This is a genomic window from Acutalibacter caecimuris (assembly GCF_034335085.1).
GTDB classification, from domain to species: domain Bacteria; phylum Bacillota; class Clostridia; order Oscillospirales; family Acutalibacteraceae; genus Acutalibacter; species Acutalibacter caecimuris.
On the sequence record NZ_JAWXXJ010000003.1, the window covers coordinates 112,947 to 130,803 of the forward strand.

Consider the following 17,857-nt stretch of genomic DNA (forward strand, 5'->3'; position numbering starts at 1 on the left):
AATCAAGAGCTATTCTGTTATCTATGCCGACCCGCCGTGGCGGTACGCCCAAAAGGGCCTGCAAGGTGCGGCGGAGCGGCACTACCCCACGATGGGGATTGAGGAATTATGCGCGTTGCCCGTGGCGGATTTGGCGGCCCCGGACAGCGTTCTTTTTCTGTGGGCCACGTTCCCCCAGCTCCCGGAGGCCCTGCGGCTTATCAAGGCGTGGGGCTTTCAGTATAAGTCCGTGGGCTTTGTCTGGCTGAAAAAGAACAAGAAAGCCGATAGCTGGTTTTATGGGCTGGGCTTTTGGACGCGGGCCAACGCGGAGGTGTGCCTGCTGGCGACCCGTGGGCATCCCCGGCGCAAGGCCCCCAACGTCCACCAGTTCATCATCTCCCCTATCGAGGGCCACAGCAAAAAGCCGGACGAGGCCCGTGAAAAAATCGTGGCCCTTATGGGGGACGTGCCCCGGGTGGAGCTGTTCGCCCGCCAGACGGCCCCCGGCTGGGACGTGTGGGGGAACGAGGTGGAGCCCACCGAGGGACTTCGGGACATTTTGTCCCAAAGGAAAGGAGGCTAAAAATGCCCTATGTGAACGTACCTAACGACCTATCGAAAATCAAGACCAAAATCGCTTTCAATCTGACAAAACGCCAGCTTGTGTGTTTCGGCGGCGCGGCCCTTGTGGGAGTCCCCTCCTACCTGCTGGCCCGGAGCTCGTTTGGGAACACGGCGGCGTTGTTCCTGATGCTGGGCATCATGCTCCCGGCGTTTCTTCTGGCGATGTACGAGAAAGACGGCCTGCCGCTGGAAAAGGTGGTAAAGAACATCCTCCGGGCCAAGTACCTGCGGCCCGGCGTGAGGCCCTACAAGACCGGGAATATCTACGCGCCCTTTACCGGGCAGGCGGGAAAGGAGGCAGTGAATGGAAAACCGAAAAAGCAAAAGAAAGAATAAGGCGGCCTTATCCGCCCAGCAGTCCATCCCCTATGTGGCGATGCACCCGGACGGGGTGTGCCAGCTCCCCGGAGGGCTCTACACAAAGACCGTGGAATATGAGGACATCAATTATTCCGTGGCATCCACCGAGGATCAGTCCGCGATATTCAGCGGATGGAGCTCGTTCCTCAACTACTTCGACAGCGCGCTCCCCGTCCAGCTCTCCTTTATCAACCGCCGCTCCCACTCCACCAGCCGCTACCATGTGAACATCCCCGCCCAGGCGGACGATTTTGACAGCATCCGGGGCGAGTTCGTGGGGATGCTCAAACGGCAGATTGCCCGGAGCAACAACGGCATTGAACGCTCCAAATATATCACCTTTGGCGTGCCCGCCGAGGGGATTGCCGCCGCCCGGCCCCGGCTTGACCGGGTAGAGGCGGACGTGATGGGGAACCTCCACCGGCTGGGCGTTCCCTCGTCCCCGCTGGACGGGCGGGAGCGGCTGGCCCTCCTGCATGGGCAGATGCACCCCGGACGGCGGGAGCCGTTCCGCTTTTCATGGGGCGATATTTCCAGAACGGGCATGGGGACAAAGGACTTTATCACCCCAAACGGCGGCTTTGACTTCCGGGGCTCCCGGTTCTTCCGTGTGGGCGGCTTTTGGGGCGCGGCATCCTATCTTCAGATTTTGGCGTCCGAGCTCTCTGACCGCCTTTTGCGGGAAATTCTGGAGCTTGACGCGGAGCTCACCGTCACCATGCACATCCAGACCGTTGACCAGCTCAAGGCGATAAAGACCATCAAGGGGAAAATCTCAGACATTGACAAGATGAAAGTGGAGGAGCAGAAAAAGGCCGTCCGCGCCGGGTACGACATGGATATTCTTCCCCCCGACCTTATCACGTTCAGCAAGGACGCGGCGGAGCTTTTAGGGGATTTGCAGTCCCGGAATGAGCGGATGTTCCTCTTGACGTTCACCGTCATCAACCTTGCCCCCACCCGCCAGCGGCTGGAAAATGACGTGTTCACCGTTTCCGGCATCGCGCAGAAATACAACTGCGCCTTAAAGCGGCTGGACTGGCAGCAGGAACAGGGCTTTATGTCCTCGCTGGCCCTCGGCTATAACGAGGTGCAGATACAGCGGGGCATGACCACCAGCTCCACCGCGATTTTCATTCCCTTTATGACCCGGGAGCTCCGTATGGGCGGGCAGGCCCTCTACTACGGCATGAACGCGCTTTCCCACAATGTCATCATGGCTGACCGGAAAAAGCTGAAATCCGCCAATGGGATGTATCTCGGCTCCACGGGCTCCGGCAAGAGCTTTGCCGCCAAGCGGGAATTGATAAACGTCTTTCTTGCCACAAGTGACCGCATCGTTATCGTTGACCCAATGGGGGAATATTCCCCGCTGGTGCGGCGGCTGGGCGGGCAGGTCATTGAGATTGCCCCGGACAGCCCCCACCATATCAACCCGATGGATATTGAAATCGGTTTGAATGACGAGGACAGCCCCCTTTCCATGAAAGCGGATTTTCTGCTTTCCCTCTGTGAGCTGGTGGTAGGCGGCAAGGACGGCCTGCAACCTATTGAAAAGACTATGACGAGTACCATTTTGATTTGGACGCTATCGAACATGACCCCTATGTGCTGATTTCCTTATTGAGCGCATGGCATGAGGGCGAGTGGACGCTGGCGGATGTCCAGCCTACGTTGCGGATGCTCTTTGACCGCCAGTACACGCTGACAGAGAACGTGGTAAAGGAGCGGCGGTACTACATCGAAACGGATACATGGACGGACGAGGACGGCAATACCCACACCGACAGCTACCGGGTGTATTACGATTACTACATCTGTACTCCGCCTTGTGGGGCCCTCTGTCTGATTTGCTGAAACAGCTTTCCGCGCTGGTGGAGCTGTGATTTGCTGGGGAGCGGTGCTGTGCCGCTCCCCGGCTTTTTGTACTTCGGGACATTTTGTCCCAAAGTCCCAACGAGAGGAGGTGCTACCACGGCCACGACCTACATCCGGCCCTACAAGCAGGCGGCGGGACTGAGCGCCGTCCAGACGATGGAGGAGCGGTTTGCCTACGGGCTCAACCTCCAAAAGCTGGGGGCCGTGTCCTCCCACCTTTGCGACCCGGCCACAGCCGCCGCCGAGTTTCTGCTGGTGAAAAGCGAATACCAGGCGGCCACCGCCCGGCCCGTGGAGCGCGGGGCTCTGTTCTTCCAGATACGGCAGGCGTTCCCGCCCGGCGAGGTGACAGCGGAGGAGGCAAATAAGCTGGGCTTTGAAACGGCGATGCGCTGGACGAAAGGCAAGTACCAGTTTTTCGTCTGCACCCATACCGACAAGGGCCACATTCACAACCACATCTATTTCAATTCCACGGCCTTTGACTGCTCCCGGAAATTCCATAATTTCCTCGGCTCCAGCTTTGCCCTCCGGCGGCTGTCTGACCGGGTATGTCTGGAGCATGATTTGTCCGTGATACAAAATCCCAAACAGCACAGCAAGGGCCGTTTCCTCCACTATGGCCAGTGGGTAGGGGAAAAACCGCCCTCCGCGCAGCAGCGGGTGCGGCTGGCAATCATCGCGGCTCTTGAAAAAAAGCCCGCCGACTTTGCCGCGTTCCTGCGGCTAATGGAGGAGTCCGGCTTTGCCGTCAAGCACGGGCGGGGCGGCGTGGTGTCGTTCCTCGCTCCGGGGCAGGACAAGTACACCCGGCTCCGGGCATCCACCCTGGGCGCGGGCTTTGACCCCGAGGACATCCGGGCTGTTATCGCCGGGGAGCGGCCCCTCCCGGAGCTCCCCAAAGACGCGCCGCCCCCGATCCGGCAGGTGGGGCTTATCATTGACATTCAAAAGCGCATGGCCGAGGGCAAGGGCCCGGCTTATGAACGCTGGGCGAAAGTCTACAATCTGAAACAGATGGCCGCCGCCCTCCAGTTCTTGCAGGAGAACAATCTGACCGACTATGACGCGCTGGCGGCAAAGACCACGGCGGCGGTTGACCGGGCCCACGCGCTGGCCGGGGAGCTCCAGACCACCGAGGCCGCCCTCTCCAAAGTCTCCGGGCTGATGGGGGCCGTGGTGGACTATGCCAAGGCCCGGCCCGTATTTGACGGCTACAAGGCGGCCCGGTACTCGAAAAAGTATCTGGCCGAGCACGAGGCGGAGCTTGCCACCTACCGGGCGGCCCGGGCCGCTATGAATGAATTGTTAGGCGGTGAAAAGCTCCCCAAAATGGACGCGCTGAAAAAACAGCGGCGGGAGCTGGCGGATAAGAAAAAGGCCCTCTATGCCGAGTATCGGCAGGCCCAGCGGGATATGCGGGAGGCCGTAGCGGTCAAGGCCAACATCGACCATCTGCTCGGCCTTACGGACGGGCGCACCGATAAGGAACAGACGCGATAGCGGCGGTGACGCAGCCAATCTCTTTGGGACATTTTGTCCCAAAGAGCCGGGTTTGGGGAGGCTCCCCAACAAGCATTTTTGCGGGCCTGCGGCCCAGCAAAAATTTCGGGTGTGGCCACACCCGAATTGCTTGCCGTTTGTGCGCTCCCCTATACATGGCGCGAAAAAAAACGGAGGTCGCGCTTTTCCTTACGCTCCCTCCGTCTCTCTGGCTTTTCTGATACCCTCTGCGGCTCCCTCTATGATGATAAGCTCCTTTTCGTCCATTCCGTTCAGCATCCGGTCAATATGTTTCCGGCGCTCACTCTCGCCGCCCAGCTTGTCCGGGTAGAAAAATTCATCTACGGAAATATCAAAAAGGGTGACGAGCTTGTAAAAGGCATTGAGGCTGGTGTGCTGGCCCCGATTTTCAATATACATGATGGAGCGCGGGGTGAGGTCTACAAGCTGGGCCAAGTGCTCCTGCGTCCAGCCTTTAGCTTTTCGTCTGCGCTTGATTTCTTGGCCCAGGGCATGACAGTCCAGGCGCTTTTCGTATTGGTACATTTTCACATCACCCCTATATTATTTTACATTTCGGGGCGGAATATGAGAACGAAATAAAATTTTATATTTTAGTAGTATTTGTTTTCACTTTTTCTGCGTGAAATTTTTACATTTCATAGAGTGATTTGCTATTGACCTATTAGGTAAAAAGAGGTATAATGATGTTGACCTAATAGGTTAATCTTTTGCAAACGGAGGAACACACAATGTCTATTAAACTATTGGAGTTAGATCCACAAAGGCGGGATGCTATTCTAAATTCGGCATTAAAAGAATTTTCTATGCAAGGGTATGATAATGCATCGACCAATATCATCGCTAAAAATGCCGGGATTTCTAAGGCCCTAATGTTTCACTATGTAAGTAACAAACAAGAACTATTTCTTGTCGTATATGATTACTTTTCCGAACTTATCAGAAAAGAGTATTTTGAATTGATGAATTACGAAGAACGCGACATTTTCACTAGACTGCGTCAATCGTACTTTTTGCAGATTAAAATGTCTGAAAAATATCCTTGGATTTTGGACTTTAATAAGCTATCACGCCCCACAAATTCCGCTGAGGTAAACGAAGAACTTGAAAGTCGAGCACATAAAGAAAAATCGAGTTGCTACCCAAAATTGTTCGATAACATAGATGAAACCAAGTTTAGAAAAGGGTTGAACATAGAAAAATGCAAGCAGCTTATCTTTTGGTCTAATGTTGGATTTGCTGACCAGCTATTAGAAAAAATTCGAGAGCAGAAAAGCGCTGTTTTGGATAGTGCTACCATTATTTCTGAACTTGATGATTATTTTGTTGAACTACGGAAAGTTTTTTATGAAATCAGCGATAAATAAGGCTAGGGAATATCCCATAAAGTTAAAAAGAAAACAGCACATCAGTGTTGCAGTGATAATTTGGATTGTCTTTTTTTCGATTGTATTTGACGTAGGCGAAAAGCATTATAATGGAGGAGATGAAATGGAAACAGCACAGGAACCAATCGTTGTAGCATTTCCTTTAAGGGGTGAATGGCTTGCACCAAACACTCCTGGCACAAAAATTCCCAGTCACGGCACAAACCAATTAGGAACAAGATATGCTTTTGACTTTGTGCAAGTAGATTGGAATAGAACAGGTTGGCCAGCATATCGCACAAGTTTTTTGCGATACCTTTTTTCGGGTATTCCATTAAATCAATATTATTGTTGGGGACAAGAGGTATATTCACCTTGCGATGGAGTTGTTGTCCAAGCTCAAGATGGATATGCGGAAAATTCTAAAACAAATTTATTTTCAGATACGGTTAATGCGTACAAAAACGCACATTATTTTAATCCCGAAAGAGATGATATACAATCTGTTGCCGGAAACTACATTATCATAGACTGTGGCAACAATGTATATGCCGCTCTCGTTCATCTTCAAACAGGTTCTATTCAAGTTTCTGTTGGTCAAAGTGTAAAGACGGGGGATGTAATAGGTCGGGTCGGTCATTCAGGTAACTCGTATGCACCGCATTTGCATTTTCAGCTTATAGACAGTAGCGACATAACGATTGCTAATGGATTACCTTGTGCCTTTGAGGAATATGAAGTTTATCAAAACAACGAGTGGAATGTCATACAAAACGGTATTCCTACAAGCACAGATAGGATACGCTTTGAAAAAACAGACTGAGAAATAGGAAATTAGGACTGCATAGCATAAAACATCCGCCCAACGGGAAATAAAAAAAACCGTTGTTGCGGCGGCTGATTATCTGCGCGCCAAAACAAAATACAGTAGCCTAACGGCGGTTTTGAAATAACAAATTTCAAGCCGCCGTTTTCTTTTGAAAAAATAGAATACGGAGGGTGTATTAAGGTCGCCCATTTTTAAGGACACGGCGGTATCCGGGAGGTATCGTTATGTCCTTTTTGATTTCTGCTACGCGTAACTTGTCAAAAAAAGTATAGCCCCACCACCGGGTTACTCCGGCCAACAACACGAAATTTGCAAGTACATAAAGAACTGCGTCATTTCATGCGCCCGCACAGTACAACGCTGTGCGGGCGTTGTCGTTTCTTGTCGGCTCCACTTTGGGACAAACAGTCCCAAGGTGCGGGGCGGCTCCCCCGGGTGCCGCTCCCCGCCGCCCTCCATATCGTTTCCCGGCAACCCAACCACAAAAAACGATATGGAGGTACATATAATGACTATCATCAACTTGCGCGACTTTTACTACTGGTACACCCAGGACGAATATATTGAGGTTACTGACGATGTGGCCGAGGCGCTCCAGGCCAGCGTCCGCTACGAGGCGGCCTATACCGAGCGTGTCCGCTACAACAAGGCATACTATTCCTTGGATGCGGATGACGGCATCGAGTATTCCGCCTGCCTGCACGAGCTCACCCCGGACGAGGTTCTGGAGCTCAAGGAGCGGTTTATCCGTTTGTGGAACGCGCTGAACAGCCTGCCGGAAACCCAAGGCCGCCGGGTGGACGCTCACTTTATCCTCGGCATGACCTACCGGGAGATTGCCCAGGCCGAGGGCGTGGATAAGAGCGCGGTGCGTCGCTCTGTCCTGAGCGGCATCGCGCAGATGAAAAAATATCTGCAAAAAAATTTCTGATTGCCGTCTCCATTTGCTCCACTTTTCTGGTGGTATATGAGAGGAAGTTTTTTCTTCTCCACAACTGAATAGCGGGCGGCCCCGAGTGAACACGGGGAGCCGGGCGGCGGGTGCGCGGTGACTTCTCCCACGGGAGGACGAGCGACCAACACCACCGCCGCGTGTGGGGAATTTGCCAGCCCCACGGCCACGATCCGCGAGGGACAAGCTGGCCGCTTGCCGCTTGAGGCCGCCGCACAAAACAAGGAAATGCCGGGCCGCTACCTGCTGTCTTTTGACGGGCCAAACATACGGGCCCGGCGTTTCCATTTCAAACAAGTTCGAGACAAATTGTCCCAAGGTGAGGACAGGCCAAAGGGCAGCACTTTCGCGGTGCTGTCCTTTCGCGTTTCCCCACCAACCCAAAACGCAAAGGAGGTTTTACCGTGAAACTGACCGCACAAGAGCTGGAACAAATGAAAAGCGTGGACATCGGCGCGGTGAGCGCGGATGCGCTGGCTGACGTGAGCGGTATGGCCTTTGACCGCACCCTCCCCCGGGAGGAGCGGCTGGCCCGGTTTGTGAGACGGGCCGTCAATCCGTACTGCTTTAGCGTGGGCGGCGTGGGCGTGAAAATTGAGTTTGCCGAGGGCGGCCCCTCCCTCCAGGATACGCTGACCGCCTTTCTTATCCGGCAAAAGAGCGGGCTGTAACTGCTGTTGCGGCCTGCTCCCACTTCGAGACAAAATGTCCCGAGGCATCGGCATCCTTGTCGATACCCCGGAACAGAGTTATAATATAAGTGTAATGTGATAGGGAAGGAGGAACAATGGCACGAGCTAAAAACAGAGGGTATCAGCAGACTTTAACCCCTACCTATACAATCCGGCGCTGGCGTTTAGGCGCATACATCCGCCTTTCCAAAGAGGATTTGAAAAAGGGCAAGGACGACAGCAACAGCGTGAAGAACCAGCGCGACCTGCTGGGGGATTTCTACCGGCGGCACATGAACGAATTTGAAAGCGCGGTTGAATATGTGGACGATGGGCACACCGGGACGGATGCCAACCGCGAAAACTTCCAGCGGCTCTTGGCCGATGTGATGAGCGGGAAAATCAACTGCGTGATTGTGAAAGACCTTTCCCGGTTCGCCCGGAATTACAGTGACGCGGGGAGTCTGATTGATAACTTGTTTGTGCAGATGGGCGTCCGCTTTATCTCCCTTGCGGAGAACGTGGACAGCTACCTAAACCCCGACAGCGTTTCAAACATTATCGTTCCGATAACTAACGTGATGAACGATAACTATTGCTACCAGACCTCAAAGAAAATCCGGCAGGTTTTTGATTACAAGCGGCGCAACGGCCAGTACATCGGCTCTTTCGCTCCCTATGGCTACATCAAAGACCCAAAGGACAAGCACCAGCTTATTGTGGATGCGGATGCGGCTGAAATCGTCAAGCGCGTTTATTCCATGCTCCTGCAAGGCTCGTCTAAAAGGGCCATCGCGCTGTATCTGAACGAACACGGCACACCCAGCCCCACGGCCTACCGCCGGAAAAAGGGCCTGCCCGTTTCCTCGGCTGTGGCGGACGACCCCATGTGGGGAGCCCGCATGATACATGAAATCCTCACTAACCCCATCTATACCGGGGATTTGGTACAGGGCCGCCGCCGGGTGAAAAGCTACAAGGTACACCAGATTGAGGCTGTGCCGGAGGAAGAATGGGTGCGCGTCCCCGATACTCACGAGGCCATCATCACCCACGAAACCTTTGACAAGGTGCAGGCCCTGCTGGTACGCGATACCCGGACATCCCCCAAAGGGCGGGAGGTTCACTTGTTCAGCGGTTTTCTGAAATGTGCGGACTGCGGGAAATCCATCACCCGCAGCCAGAGCGGGAAAAATATCTATTACGCCTGCTCCACTTACAAGAACCGCTCCCGGACGGCCTGCTCCATGCACTCTATCAAGCACAACCGTCTGGAGGCCGCCGTTCTGTTCGCTATCCAGTATCAAGTGAACACCGCCGTTTCCTACTCGGAATTGATAGCCCGTATCAACTCGGCCCCGCTGAAAAAAAGTCAATCCCACCGCCTTAACGACCAGATAGCCGCAAAGGAAAAGGAATTGACCCGGATAACCCGCTACAAGCAGTCACTGTATCAAGATTGGAAAGACGGGGAGATCACCCAGCAGGAATACCGGGATATGAAAGCCGATTATGAACGGCAGGCCGCCGAGCTTGCGGATGTGCTGGCCCGGCTGAACGCGGAACGTGCGGAGCTGGCAAACGGCGTTGACAAGGAACACCCCGCGCTGGTAGCCTTTGCAAAGTATCAAAGCATCGAAACGCTGACCCGTGAAATCCTCACGGACTTGGTAGACCATATCAAGGTTTACGAAAACGGCAATATCAGCGTTCATTTCAAGTTCGCGGACGAGTTCCGCAAGATTGCCGAGTACATTGAAATCAACACCACCGATACCGCCGAGGCGGGCTGACCCCCGCCAAAAGCAAAAAACCTTTTGACAGTGTGTTTTCCTAATAGGAGTTAATCATAGGTATGTTACCATACTGCAGGTGCTTTGTCAAATTGATTTATATGTGTTCAAATTTTGCGCTGCAAAACAAAGAAAAGAGTTTCTTCCGGTTCAACCCGCAATAAGCGCGTTTTAACTGAACTCATTATGCTTTGTCAAACATTCTTCTTTCCTGCCTTTGCAGCCACAGGCACAAGGATTAACGCGGGCAACAGCAAGAACGCCGTGCAGACCAGTCCCCACGAAACAGAAATCTGTTTGGCTATCAGCCCCACAATAGGGCCACCGATAATCTGTCCAAAGGAATCCAACTGCCCATTCGTTGAAAAGACTGTGGCGCGCATTCTCTCTTCCACATGATCGTTCATCCAAGCGGCCAGCACGGGCTCTTTGATGGTACGCATCAACCCGGCCAGAAGGAACACAATCAACATGAGCCAGAAACTCCGGCTTGTGGCAAACAGAACCAAGCACAGGATATACCCAGCGCTGGCAAACATCACAAGACTAGTGCGGCGGATGGTTCCTTTTTTCTCCATGCGGTTGATCAGCAGTTGTGAGGCCAGGATTCCAAGGCCACTTCCCGCTAAGCTGATGACACCAAACCAGGTCACGCTGTTCAACGGGCCGACATCCGGCATGACGGTACCCTCCAAAAAGTGGGCAGTAGAAAGCCGGTCAAAGCCTTCGCTGGCAAGACCGCCGCACAGGGTGATAGCCAGCAGCGCCAGCAGGACAGGCGCTCCCTTAACGAAACTCAGGTTCAGTTTGAACAGGTTTGCGAAGTCCCTGAGCAGGCCTTGCCGCCCGTCCGGGGCGGGTGAAAAGTTCGTTTCCGGCATGATACGGAGTAGCACTAGCCCGAACAGCAGGCACGATATGCCCGCCAGGACGATGGGCAGCTGTAGGTTAAGGTTGCCCAGCAAAGTGCCCATTACGACACCGGCAATACCGCCGAACTGCCCCAGCTGGCTACCGCGCATGAACACCTTATCCATGGGCTTACCAGTTTCTTCCGAAGCAATCCACGCTTCTAAAGCCCCGGTGATAAAGGTGTCGCCGCAACCCCAAACCACCTGGGCTAGTAGCACCGTACCGAACCACGGCAGCGCACCCTCCGTCAAGAAACCGATGCTGTACAGGAACACCCCAATCAGCACGGAGCGCCGCCTGCTGTACAAATCTGCCACCACGCCGGTGGGAATCTCGAACAGAAAACAGGCCGTTTCCAGAACCGTCCCCACCAGCACTAGGTGGAAGGCGTTCAGTTTCACCACCTCTAGGTGGTAAACGATAGAAAGCACCGTCGCCATGGAAAAGAACAGGGAAAAACAAAAACGGAACAGTAAGTACACAGAATAGGACTTGAATTTTTGGGTAGACATGAATTTAATTCTCCTTTACGAATCAGTGGGTAGTTTTGTTTCCTCTGTGAAACAAGCCGTTCTCAGGCTCCCAACTGTCGCGCAGGACGGGCAAACTCAGCCCATTTCCACCATTGTTTTTAGAAAAGGCGAGCGCCCCGGACGCCGTTGAAAGACTTGTTTTGAATTGTGCAGACTGACATATGAATACCTCCTAGATGTTTTTGCGGAATAGTCCCTAACACTACTCCATCGCTATTATAGTATGACTCATTTTTGCTGTCAATCTTTTTGCGAAATATTTTGTTTTACATCAGGCAATATCCGAACCTTGTGAGGGCCGTGCCAGGCGATTTGGGGCAGCGGTCGAGAAGTACCACCCGCAGGCGAAGAACGCCGTGTGAAGGCATTTGTGACGATTTGTGAGGGCAGCTCTTGAGAGCGGGATATGCAGTGAAAGCGAAAGAATATCCAGCTTTCTGAGCAGAAAAAACGGTCAAAAAGACAAGCAGGGGAAACCAAAACGACATCATCCGGCAGAGCCGACTGCATTTCTGGCACTCAAATCTGCGCTGCATAAACAAAGAAAAGCCTTTTAGACAATTCCAATCTGAGTATTGCCATTTCAGCACGAAAGTGTTAAAATAAATATAGCGAAAGCTAAAATCACACAGTTTCGGTGAGGTTACACTTGTGTGGCCTCTGACTTTCATGGCGCGCATCGGACACAAAATCAGCCCGGGATGCGGGAGATCATGAACGGTATTTGGCGCTCAGCGCTGTGTGGCCTTTCCTAAACGGAAAGGAGTCCGATGGTCATCATGTACGAAGGTGAGTCGGTCTCAGTGCCAAAAGAGGTCGCAGAATTCCTGGAGCAGGACAGAAAGCGGGAGCAGGCAGAGGCCAAGCGGGACAAAAGGCATCTTAGTAAAGGTGATCTCGAAACGGTGCTGTCCCCGAAAAACTATTGCTTGTACTCGTTGGATGACCTTACAACCAGGAACCTCCGGCTTGAAAATCTGCGAAAAGCTGTGGCGAGTCTGGATAAGGCCAAGCAGGAATTAATCCAGCTACGCTATGGCGAGGGGTTGTCCTTGGAGAAAATCGGAGCAATTCGGGGTTTACCCAAGATGGCAGTCTCAAAGCAACTGAAGAAGGTTCACAAAGAACTGAGGAGTTCCGTCTGGTGACGGGCTCCTTATTCTTTTTGCTTTCAAAAAATTTTTCTAAATTTTGGTTTACAAATTGTCCGCGAGTGTCCTTTATTATGTGGGACTAAATAAAAATCGATGAGAGGAGAATGCGAATGAAACAATCAGAATTCAAAAGCTATGACGAACTGCCGCTGTTTTTGAACGCCAAGACCGTGGCACAGGTGCTGGGGATTTCAGCGGCAGGAACATACGAGTTACTGCACCGCAAGGATTTCCCGGTGGTGAAAATTGGTTCACGCTTGGTGGTCCCCAAGGAACAGTTTCTCGCCTGGATAGAGAAACAGGTAGGAGGTGATGCAAAATAATTTGCTTTGGTAAGGAGCAGAAATCAGGAGCCAGGAATTTCTTTCCTCTGCCTAATGCCATTTTCAGTTTGGGATTGTCTACTGGGGAGCTGGCTGTCTACGCTTACTTGATGTACTGTGAGGACAGGAAGTCACATCAGTGCTGGCCCAGTTACAAGACGATAGGCGAGGCAGTTGGCATGAGCCGGAACACGGTGCAGAAATATGTGCGGGAGTTAGAGTACAAGGCGCTGATTATCACAGAGCCTACCAAGTATGAATCAGCGGGCGGGCAGGTTCGAAATGGCAACTTGATTTATACCATTCTTCCTATTCAGCCGGCGGTTGATGCCTACAATGAAAGGCAAGCAGCAAAGACTTGGAGAAGGTGAAACTGGTGCGAAAAACACCAAATCCGTGTTAAGTCCTGTGTGCCCCGTGTCGGGCGGTTTAGCCCGAGGTCGGGAAAGTAGCGGAAGAAGAGTCCAGAACAACCTGTGAGGGCATTTGTGGCGATTTGTGCGGAGGTATGGAGCAGGAGCGCAAACCCCGGTTTTAGCAGATAGATTTCCAGGATGAAAGGGCAAAGGGCGCAGAAAACCTGCCCTTGGGCAGGGCAAGCATAGCGTCCGGCTATACGCCGGACGCAGGAGCCGGGGTCTCGCCTGTCGGCTCGGTCGGTTCGCACATGAGCGCCACTGGCGCTCGCTCACCCCGGCTCTCCCCCCGACCTCCTAAAGGGGGAGTTTTAAGGGCAAGGGCACATAAAAAGGAGCGTGATTTTATACTGAAAAGGAAAAACACTATTATTACTGCCAGGCTCACGCCGAGCGAAAAAGCAGCTATCCAGAAACGGGCTAAGAGGGCCAAGATGACAATGACGGACTACATTGTCCAGTGTGCATTGGGTAAAGAAATCGTCCGAGTGGATGGCTTGGACGAGATTCTCTCTGAGCTGAAAGCGCAGGGGCGCAACCTCAATCAACTGGCTACGCTGGCGAATATGGGGAGAATTGATGTAGTACAGAGTGAAGAATTGATAACAGCTTACACTGATATCTGTTCTCAGATAGAGATAATTGCCGGGGAGGTGGGATGATATGGCTACCTTCATTGCAATCAGAAATCGAAAGCAGACAGCAGGTGTGATGCAGGGTGTTCTGAAATATGTGGCACAGGATCACAAAACCAAGTGGGGAGATTTGAAATTTGTGACAGGTCATAACTGCGTTCCTCAGTGTGCTTTCACTGAGATGATGACCACGAAGAAACGATTTCGCAAGACTGACGGCAGACAGTTTTATCATTTCGTGCAGTCGTTCCCAGAGGAAGATGACCTCACTCCGCAGGAAGTGAACGCTATCGGTCTGGAATTTGCGGCAAGGGAGTTCCCGGATTTTGAAGTGATGGTGGCAACACATCTGGACACGGGCCACCTGCATAATCACCTTGTGGTCAACTCTGTAAACTGCGCAGATGGTAAAAAACTGCATCAAAACGCCGCTGACTTACAGGCACACCGTAACGTAAATGACGAGATTTGTTTGAAACATGGGCTGTCAGTTTTAGAAAGAGCAAAACGGCATGATAAGAAAAAGCGCATGAACTCCGGAGAGTATCAGGCTGGCTTGCGCGGCGAAAGCTGGAAACTGGATTTGATTCACGCGATAAACGAAGCGCTGGAATATGCCTTTTACCGGGAAACCTTCATCATGAACATGGAGCAGGAGGGCTATGAAGTAATCTGGTCAGACAAACGAAAGCACATTACTTTCATCACGCCAGAGGGTTGGCGCTGTCGTGATAGCAGCCTTCATGATGAAACTTTCCTCAAAGAAAACCTGGAAATGCTGTTCCGTTTCCGGCAGGTATTTGGATTCACACCGGGAACCGAGGAGCCGGAGGAAGGCTGGATGGGCGAGTTGGCGTACAATGCCGTAGAGTTTGGGCGGTACTTGGAACAGGCATTGGACACACTAGAGCTGCCGCCCATCCCCACCTGGTCGGAGAGCAAACAACGCAGCCGGGAGGCACTCAAAAAGTTGGCTCATGGTCAGCGCTTCGGTGATGAGGATTATGACTACGATTATAGTTTTTCAATGTAATAGGGCGTTCAAAATTTGCGACGCAGAACAAAGAATACGGAAGAAAAATTCTCTGGACATTGCCGGAACATTATGGTATTGTGTTGTGTCAAGAAAGGAGGGCTGACAGATGGCTCAGAAGAAGTTGTTGACTAACGGAAAAGCTTTTAAGCGTACAGACGACCGCTGGGGTGGCACAGTTTGGTATATGGACGAGAAAGGGGAGCGTAAGCGAAAAAGTTTCTCAGGCACCACCAAGGCAGCGGTTACCAAGAAAATGACCGACTACGTTGCGGCTTTTAACGATGCTTTGCAGGAGTCAGATGAGTCCTGCAAGACTTTGAAAGAGAGCATGACCCACTGGCTCCAAGTATTCAAGTTTCCCTCGGTGGAGCGCACAACCTACGACCGCTGTGAATGTACCGTGGAGCACCAGATTTTTCCTCTGCTTGGAGAGAAAGTAGTTGGGGACATCACCGCCGCAGACCTCAAGGAACTGCTAAACTACTGGATGGGTGAGGGGTACGCTTACACCACAGTGAAGAAAGTTTGTATTGTCCTCAACGAGTATTTTCGCTACCTGACTCAGCAGGAAATCCTAGCGAAGAATCCTATGAACAGCGTACCCATGATAAAGAAGTCAAATTTTATGGCCGCGCAGAACAAAGAAGACTTGCCTACACAGGAAACGGTTACAGTGTTTACGCCAGCAGAAATCAAGAAATTCAAAGCCGAGGCGTTCAGTATTTACTCCAACGGCAAGCCCAAGTACCAACAGCCAGCGGCATACATCCTCATGCTGAACACCGGCCTGCGCACAGGGGAACTGCTGGGATTGCTCAACAGCGACATCAATTTAGAGGGCAAATATTTGGAGGTGCGCCAAGGGGTAAAGGAAGTCTGCAAGCGAGATGGCGTGAATTTTGAGCCAGGCAGAGAGGTCAAGGTCGGCAAGACCAAAACAGCCACCAGTAAGCGTCGTGTACCGCTGAATAAGGCCGCAGAGCAGGCGGTAAGGGGGGTTACGCCAGGAGCGCGATTTCGGCCCCACCGCGCCCCTTGTGAGCGATGAGAAGGGCGACTACACTCGCCCGGTCAACTTCCGCAAGCGGTACTACCGGATTCTCAAAGCCGCAGGAATAGAACAGAAGGGCCTACATTCACTCAGGCACACTTTCGCAACTGCCGAGCTACAAAACGGTGTAGACATAAAAACCGTCAGCAGTATGCTGGGCCACTACTCCGCTGGATTCACCCTGGACACCTACACCCACGTTACGACCGCCGCAGAGAAAGAGGCTGCCAAGACGATGGGCAGCTTACTCTCCGGCAGTATTTAGAAGTCCCCGGTCGTTTCCCCGTGATGGGTAGGAGAAACCGCAAGCGGTTTCTCCCGGAGTTTTGCGATTCTGCTGTCGCAGAACCACAAAACGTCCGAGCGGGTTCTGGTATGGGTCATGAAATGGGTCACAAAGGGAAAACCAAAATGAAATCCCCGGAACTCCCAGAAGTTTCGGGGGAAATTGGTTGCGGGGATAGGACTTGAACCTGCGACCTTCGGGTTATGAGCTGTGGTGAACCGATCTTTCCAGCCATTTCTAGGCGTTTCTGCCCCTTTTTGCTCGATTTTCTGGCCAAAACCCGAAGGTCTGACCCTGTCCAGTCCACTGAGTTTTTCTGGTTCTGGGTCAGCTTATGGGTCAAACGGCATTCCCGGTTTCCTGGACAGTATGGAGAAAACCGCTGTCAGAATCCGCAGCGGTCAAAAGGACAGGCTCGATATCCGCGCTGACTTTTCGGGAAAGCCTCCACAAAAAGGCAACACTGTCCAAATAATTGCCAGGAACATCGTCAACAATAACGGCAATATCAATATCGCTATTTTCTTTGGAAGTCCCTTTTGCCTGAGAGCCGTAAAGGACAACAGACTGAACCTTGAGTTCTTCACGAACCCCGTCAGCATATTTTTTTGCCAGCTTTAACACTTTGTTTTTATCCATGACAATAATTCCTCCGTTTTACGGATCAAATTTGCTGTTTGCAGGTCATAATCCGCGCAGTCCAGCCAATATGCTGTTTTTGCAAATTCATTCATTGAAAAGCCTCACAAAATCCAGTTTACTGCTCATAGTATACCATAAGATATACGAAAAAGGAAGGTTTTTTTGAAGTCAAAATTTGCGCTGCATAAACAAAGAAGGCGCATATTCATTTTGCCACGCAACTATCCAAAAACCTCCGAACCCCCAATGTCACCTGTTCATATTCCTCTCTGAGCTTTTGCTTATACTCACCCGATGCCGGTTCCAGGTGGTAGTAAATCCGCGATCGCTCCCGGGCGGCCTCAGCGTCGGAGTAGTATATGGACACGTAACGTGGGTGGTATGGGCGACGCCAGTGCTATTGCAGATGGACGGTTTGCATATCCGTTTCCCGGCCATACCTGGGACACTTGCCCAGGTCACAACGGTATCGACATTTCATTTGCTAATTGCTACGGCCGGCCTATGCGGTGGCGGCTGGAACTGTCCCCTATACGCAGGATGGATACCTGCTAATGGTGTGGGCGGGATGTGATCTTTTGGCAACAGTGTGTTTGTGGAGCATGGGGATGGGTGGATCTCCGCTTATGCGCATTTGTCCGCGCTAGCGGTAGCTCCGGACGAAACAGTCACGCAGGGACAGATTGTGGGGTACATCGGCAGCACCGGCAACTTTACCGGGCCGCATTTGCACTTGGATCTGTGTCATAATGGGGACTTTGGAATCGGGGGACAGCTTCAGATACTTTTTCCACTTGACATTGACCTTGGGACATGGTTTATACTATAAGAAACTTAAGGCAACACCGCACAAAGACCGGCCTACGGCCTTTGAATACGATTTGCTTGC

General features: G+C 52.2%; 20 protein-coding genes and 1 pseudogene. 18 read left to right on the top strand and 3 right to left on the bottom strand.

Features of this window, described 5'->3' with window-relative positions; genetic code table 11:
- Position 1 precedes the first annotated feature (1 nt).
- The 5 genes and pseudogenes from U8U01_RS02915 to U8U01_RS02935 all read left to right on the top strand — a co-directional run bounded on the left by U8U01_RS02915 (position 2) and on the right by U8U01_RS02935 (position 4,347).
- Positions 2-565 (top strand): MT-A70 family methyltransferase, encoded by a 564-nt coding sequence (locus U8U01_RS02915; RefSeq protein WP_322170354.1) that lies wholly within the window; start codon positions 2-4, stop codon positions 563-565.
- Between the two features lie 2 nt (positions 566-567).
- A complete protein-coding gene (locus tag U8U01_RS02920) occupies positions 568-942 on the top strand; it encodes a PrgI family protein (RefSeq protein WP_322170134.1) in 375 nt (124 codons plus the stop codon).
- The gene (locus tag U8U01_RS02925; RefSeq protein ID WP_367575592.1) at positions 911-2,581 is read left to right on the top strand and encodes a VirB4-like conjugal transfer ATPase, CD1110 family; all 1,671 of its coding nucleotides are present in this window, start codon (positions 911-913) and stop codon (positions 2,579-2,581) included. The genes U8U01_RS02920 and U8U01_RS02925 overlap by 32 nt, the downstream gene beginning before the upstream one ends.
- Positions 2,524-2,787, top strand: a pseudogene (locus U8U01_RS02930) (CD1108 family mobile element protein); the annotation flags it as partial. The gene U8U01_RS02925 and the pseudogene U8U01_RS02930, both read left to right, overlap by 58 nt.
- Positions 2,788-3,000: 213 nt before the next feature.
- Positions 3,001-4,347 carry a relaxase/mobilization nuclease domain-containing protein gene (locus U8U01_RS02935; RefSeq protein WP_322170357.1) on the top strand — a complete coding sequence of 449 codons (1,347 nt, stop codon included), beginning with the start codon at positions 3,001-3,003 and terminating at the stop codon, positions 4,345-4,347.
- A gap of 189 nt (positions 4,348-4,536) precedes the next feature.
- Here the strand turns inward: U8U01_RS02935 and U8U01_RS02940 are convergent, their stop codons facing one another.
- A complete protein-coding gene (locus U8U01_RS02940; protein WP_442857895.1) occupies positions 4,537-4,899 on the bottom strand; it encodes a helix-turn-helix domain-containing protein in 363 nt (120 codons plus the stop codon).
- Positions 4,900-5,099: 200 nt separating this feature from the next.
- Here U8U01_RS02940 and U8U01_RS02945 point away from each other — a divergent pair, with 200 nt between their 5' ends.
- From U8U01_RS02945 to U8U01_RS02965, 5 genes are all read left to right on the top strand, one after another.
- On the top strand, positions 5,100-5,735 hold the full coding sequence (locus tag U8U01_RS02945) for a TetR/AcrR family transcriptional regulator (protein ID WP_120427353.1): 636 nt from the start codon (positions 5,100-5,102) through the stop codon (positions 5,733-5,735).
- Entirely contained in the window at positions 5,716-6,558 is an 843-nt protein-coding gene (locus U8U01_RS02950; protein ID WP_322170144.1) for a M23 family metallopeptidase, read from the top strand. Before U8U01_RS02945 ends, U8U01_RS02950 begins: the two co-directional genes overlap by 20 nt.
- Before the next feature lie 514 nt (positions 6,559-7,072).
- Positions 7,073-7,495, top strand: a complete 423-nt coding sequence (locus tag U8U01_RS02955) for a sigma-70 family RNA polymerase sigma factor (protein WP_120427354.1) — start codon at positions 7,073-7,075, stop codon at positions 7,493-7,495.
- Positions 7,496-7,920: 425 nt separating this feature from the next.
- Positions 7,921-8,187 (top strand): DUF6870 family protein, encoded by a 267-nt coding sequence (locus tag U8U01_RS02960; RefSeq protein ID WP_016316805.1) that lies wholly within the window; start codon positions 7,921-7,923, stop codon positions 8,185-8,187.
- 116 nt (positions 8,188-8,303) lie between these two features.
- Positions 8,304-9,980, top strand: coding sequence for a recombinase family protein (locus U8U01_RS02965; RefSeq protein WP_160572950.1), 1,677 nt, complete (start codon positions 8,304-8,306; stop codon positions 9,978-9,980).
- 194 nt (positions 9,981-10,174) lie between these two features.
- Here the strand turns inward: U8U01_RS02965 and U8U01_RS02970 are convergent, their stop codons facing one another.
- A complete protein-coding gene (locus tag U8U01_RS02970; protein WP_322170153.1) occupies positions 10,175-11,404 on the bottom strand; it encodes an MFS transporter in 1,230 nt (409 codons plus the stop codon).
- A gap of 791 nt (positions 11,405-12,195) precedes the next feature.
- Between U8U01_RS02970 and U8U01_RS02975 the strand changes: the two genes are divergently transcribed.
- The 7 genes from U8U01_RS02975 (at position 12,196) to U8U01_RS03005 (ending at position 16,305) form a co-directional block, all read left to right on the top strand.
- A complete protein-coding gene (locus U8U01_RS02975) occupies positions 12,196-12,573 on the top strand; it encodes a sigma-70 family RNA polymerase sigma factor (RefSeq protein ID WP_322170156.1) in 378 nt (125 codons plus the stop codon).
- A gap of 116 nt (positions 12,574-12,689) precedes the next feature.
- Positions 12,690-12,902: a helix-turn-helix domain-containing protein gene (locus U8U01_RS02980; RefSeq protein WP_322170159.1), complete on the top strand. Its 213-nt coding sequence runs from the start codon at positions 12,690-12,692 to the stop codon at positions 12,900-12,902.
- Positions 12,903-12,976: 74 nt separating this feature from the next.
- Entirely contained in the window at positions 12,977-13,273 is a 297-nt protein-coding gene (locus U8U01_RS02985) for a helix-turn-helix domain-containing protein (RefSeq protein ID WP_322170162.1), read from the top strand.
- A 296-nt stretch (positions 13,274-13,569) separates the two neighbouring features.
- Positions 13,570-13,980, top strand: a complete 411-nt coding sequence (locus U8U01_RS17545; protein ID WP_437124381.1) for a plasmid mobilization protein — start codon at positions 13,570-13,572, stop codon at positions 13,978-13,980.
- 1 nt (position 13,981) lies between these two features.
- Positions 13,982-14,986 carry a relaxase/mobilization nuclease domain-containing protein gene (locus tag U8U01_RS02995; RefSeq protein WP_322170168.1) on the top strand — a complete coding sequence of 335 codons (1,005 nt, stop codon included), beginning with the start codon at positions 13,982-13,984 and terminating at the stop codon, positions 14,984-14,986.
- A 109-nt stretch (positions 14,987-15,095) separates the two neighbouring features.
- Positions 15,096-16,037, top strand: coding sequence for a tyrosine-type recombinase/integrase (locus U8U01_RS03000; protein ID WP_322170171.1), 942 nt, complete (start codon positions 15,096-15,098; stop codon positions 16,035-16,037).
- Positions 16,027-16,305 carry a tyrosine-type recombinase/integrase gene (locus tag U8U01_RS03005; protein ID WP_322170174.1) on the top strand — a complete coding sequence of 93 codons (279 nt, stop codon included), beginning with the start codon at positions 16,027-16,029 and terminating at the stop codon, positions 16,303-16,305. Before U8U01_RS03000 ends, U8U01_RS03005 begins: the two co-directional genes overlap by 11 nt.
- Positions 16,306-16,665: 360 nt before the next feature.
- Here U8U01_RS03005 and U8U01_RS03010 read toward each other — a convergent pair whose 3' ends face one another.
- Complete coding sequence (locus U8U01_RS03010; RefSeq protein ID WP_322170177.1) at positions 16,666-16,965, bottom strand: nucleotidyltransferase domain-containing protein; 300 nt, start codon at positions 16,963-16,965, stop codon at positions 16,666-16,668.
- A 592-nt stretch (positions 16,966-17,557) separates the two neighbouring features.
- Between U8U01_RS03010 and U8U01_RS17425 the strand changes: the two genes are divergently transcribed.
- Positions 17,558-17,797: a M23 family metallopeptidase gene (locus U8U01_RS17425; protein ID WP_367575593.1), complete on the top strand. Its 240-nt coding sequence runs from the start codon at positions 17,558-17,560 to the stop codon at positions 17,795-17,797.
- Positions 17,798-17,857 lie beyond the last annotated feature (60 nt).

Bases quoted from the DNA above. Each gene is read 5' to 3' on its own strand.
- U8U01_RS02920 (WP_322170134.1), top strand. From the start codon at position 568: ATGCCCTATGTGAACGTACCTAACGACCTATCGAAAATCAAGACCAAA.
- U8U01_RS02925 (WP_367575592.1), top strand. From the start codon at position 911: ATGGAAAACCGAAAAAGCAAAAGAAAGAATAAGGCGGCCTTATCCGCC.
- U8U01_RS02935 (WP_322170357.1), top strand. From the start codon at position 3,001: ATGGAGGAGCGGTTTGCCTACGGGCTCAACCTCCAAAAGCTGGGGGCC.
- U8U01_RS02945 (WP_120427353.1), top strand. From the start codon at position 5,100: ATGTCTATTAAACTATTGGAGTTAGATCCACAAAGGCGGGATGCTATT.
- U8U01_RS02950 (WP_322170144.1), top strand. From the start codon at position 5,716: ATGAAATCAGCGATAAATAAGGCTAGGGAATATCCCATAAAGTTAAAA.
- U8U01_RS02955 (WP_120427354.1), top strand. From the start codon at position 7,073: ATGACTATCATCAACTTGCGCGACTTTTACTACTGGTACACCCAGGAC.
- U8U01_RS02965 (WP_160572950.1), top strand. From the start codon at position 8,304: ATGGCACGAGCTAAAAACAGAGGGTATCAGCAGACTTTAACCCCTACC.
- U8U01_RS02970 (WP_322170153.1), bottom strand. From the start codon at position 11,404: ATGTCTACCCAAAAATTCAAGTCCTATTCTGTGTACTTACTGTTCCGT.
- U8U01_RS02975 (WP_322170156.1), top strand. From the start codon at position 12,196: ATGGTCATCATGTACGAAGGTGAGTCGGTCTCAGTGCCAAAAGAGGTC.
- U8U01_RS02980 (WP_322170159.1), top strand. From the start codon at position 12,690: ATGAAACAATCAGAATTCAAAAGCTATGACGAACTGCCGCTGTTTTTG.
- U8U01_RS17545 (WP_437124381.1), top strand. From the start codon at position 13,570: ATGAGCGCCACTGGCGCTCGCTCACCCCGGCTCTCCCCCCGACCTCCT.
- U8U01_RS02995 (WP_322170168.1), top strand. From the start codon at position 13,982: ATGGCTACCTTCATTGCAATCAGAAATCGAAAGCAGACAGCAGGTGTG.
- U8U01_RS03000 (WP_322170171.1), top strand. From the start codon at position 15,096: ATGGCTCAGAAGAAGTTGTTGACTAACGGAAAAGCTTTTAAGCGTACA.
- U8U01_RS03010 (WP_322170177.1), bottom strand. From the start codon at position 16,965: ATGGATAAAAACAAAGTGTTAAAGCTGGCAAAAAAATATGCTGACGGG.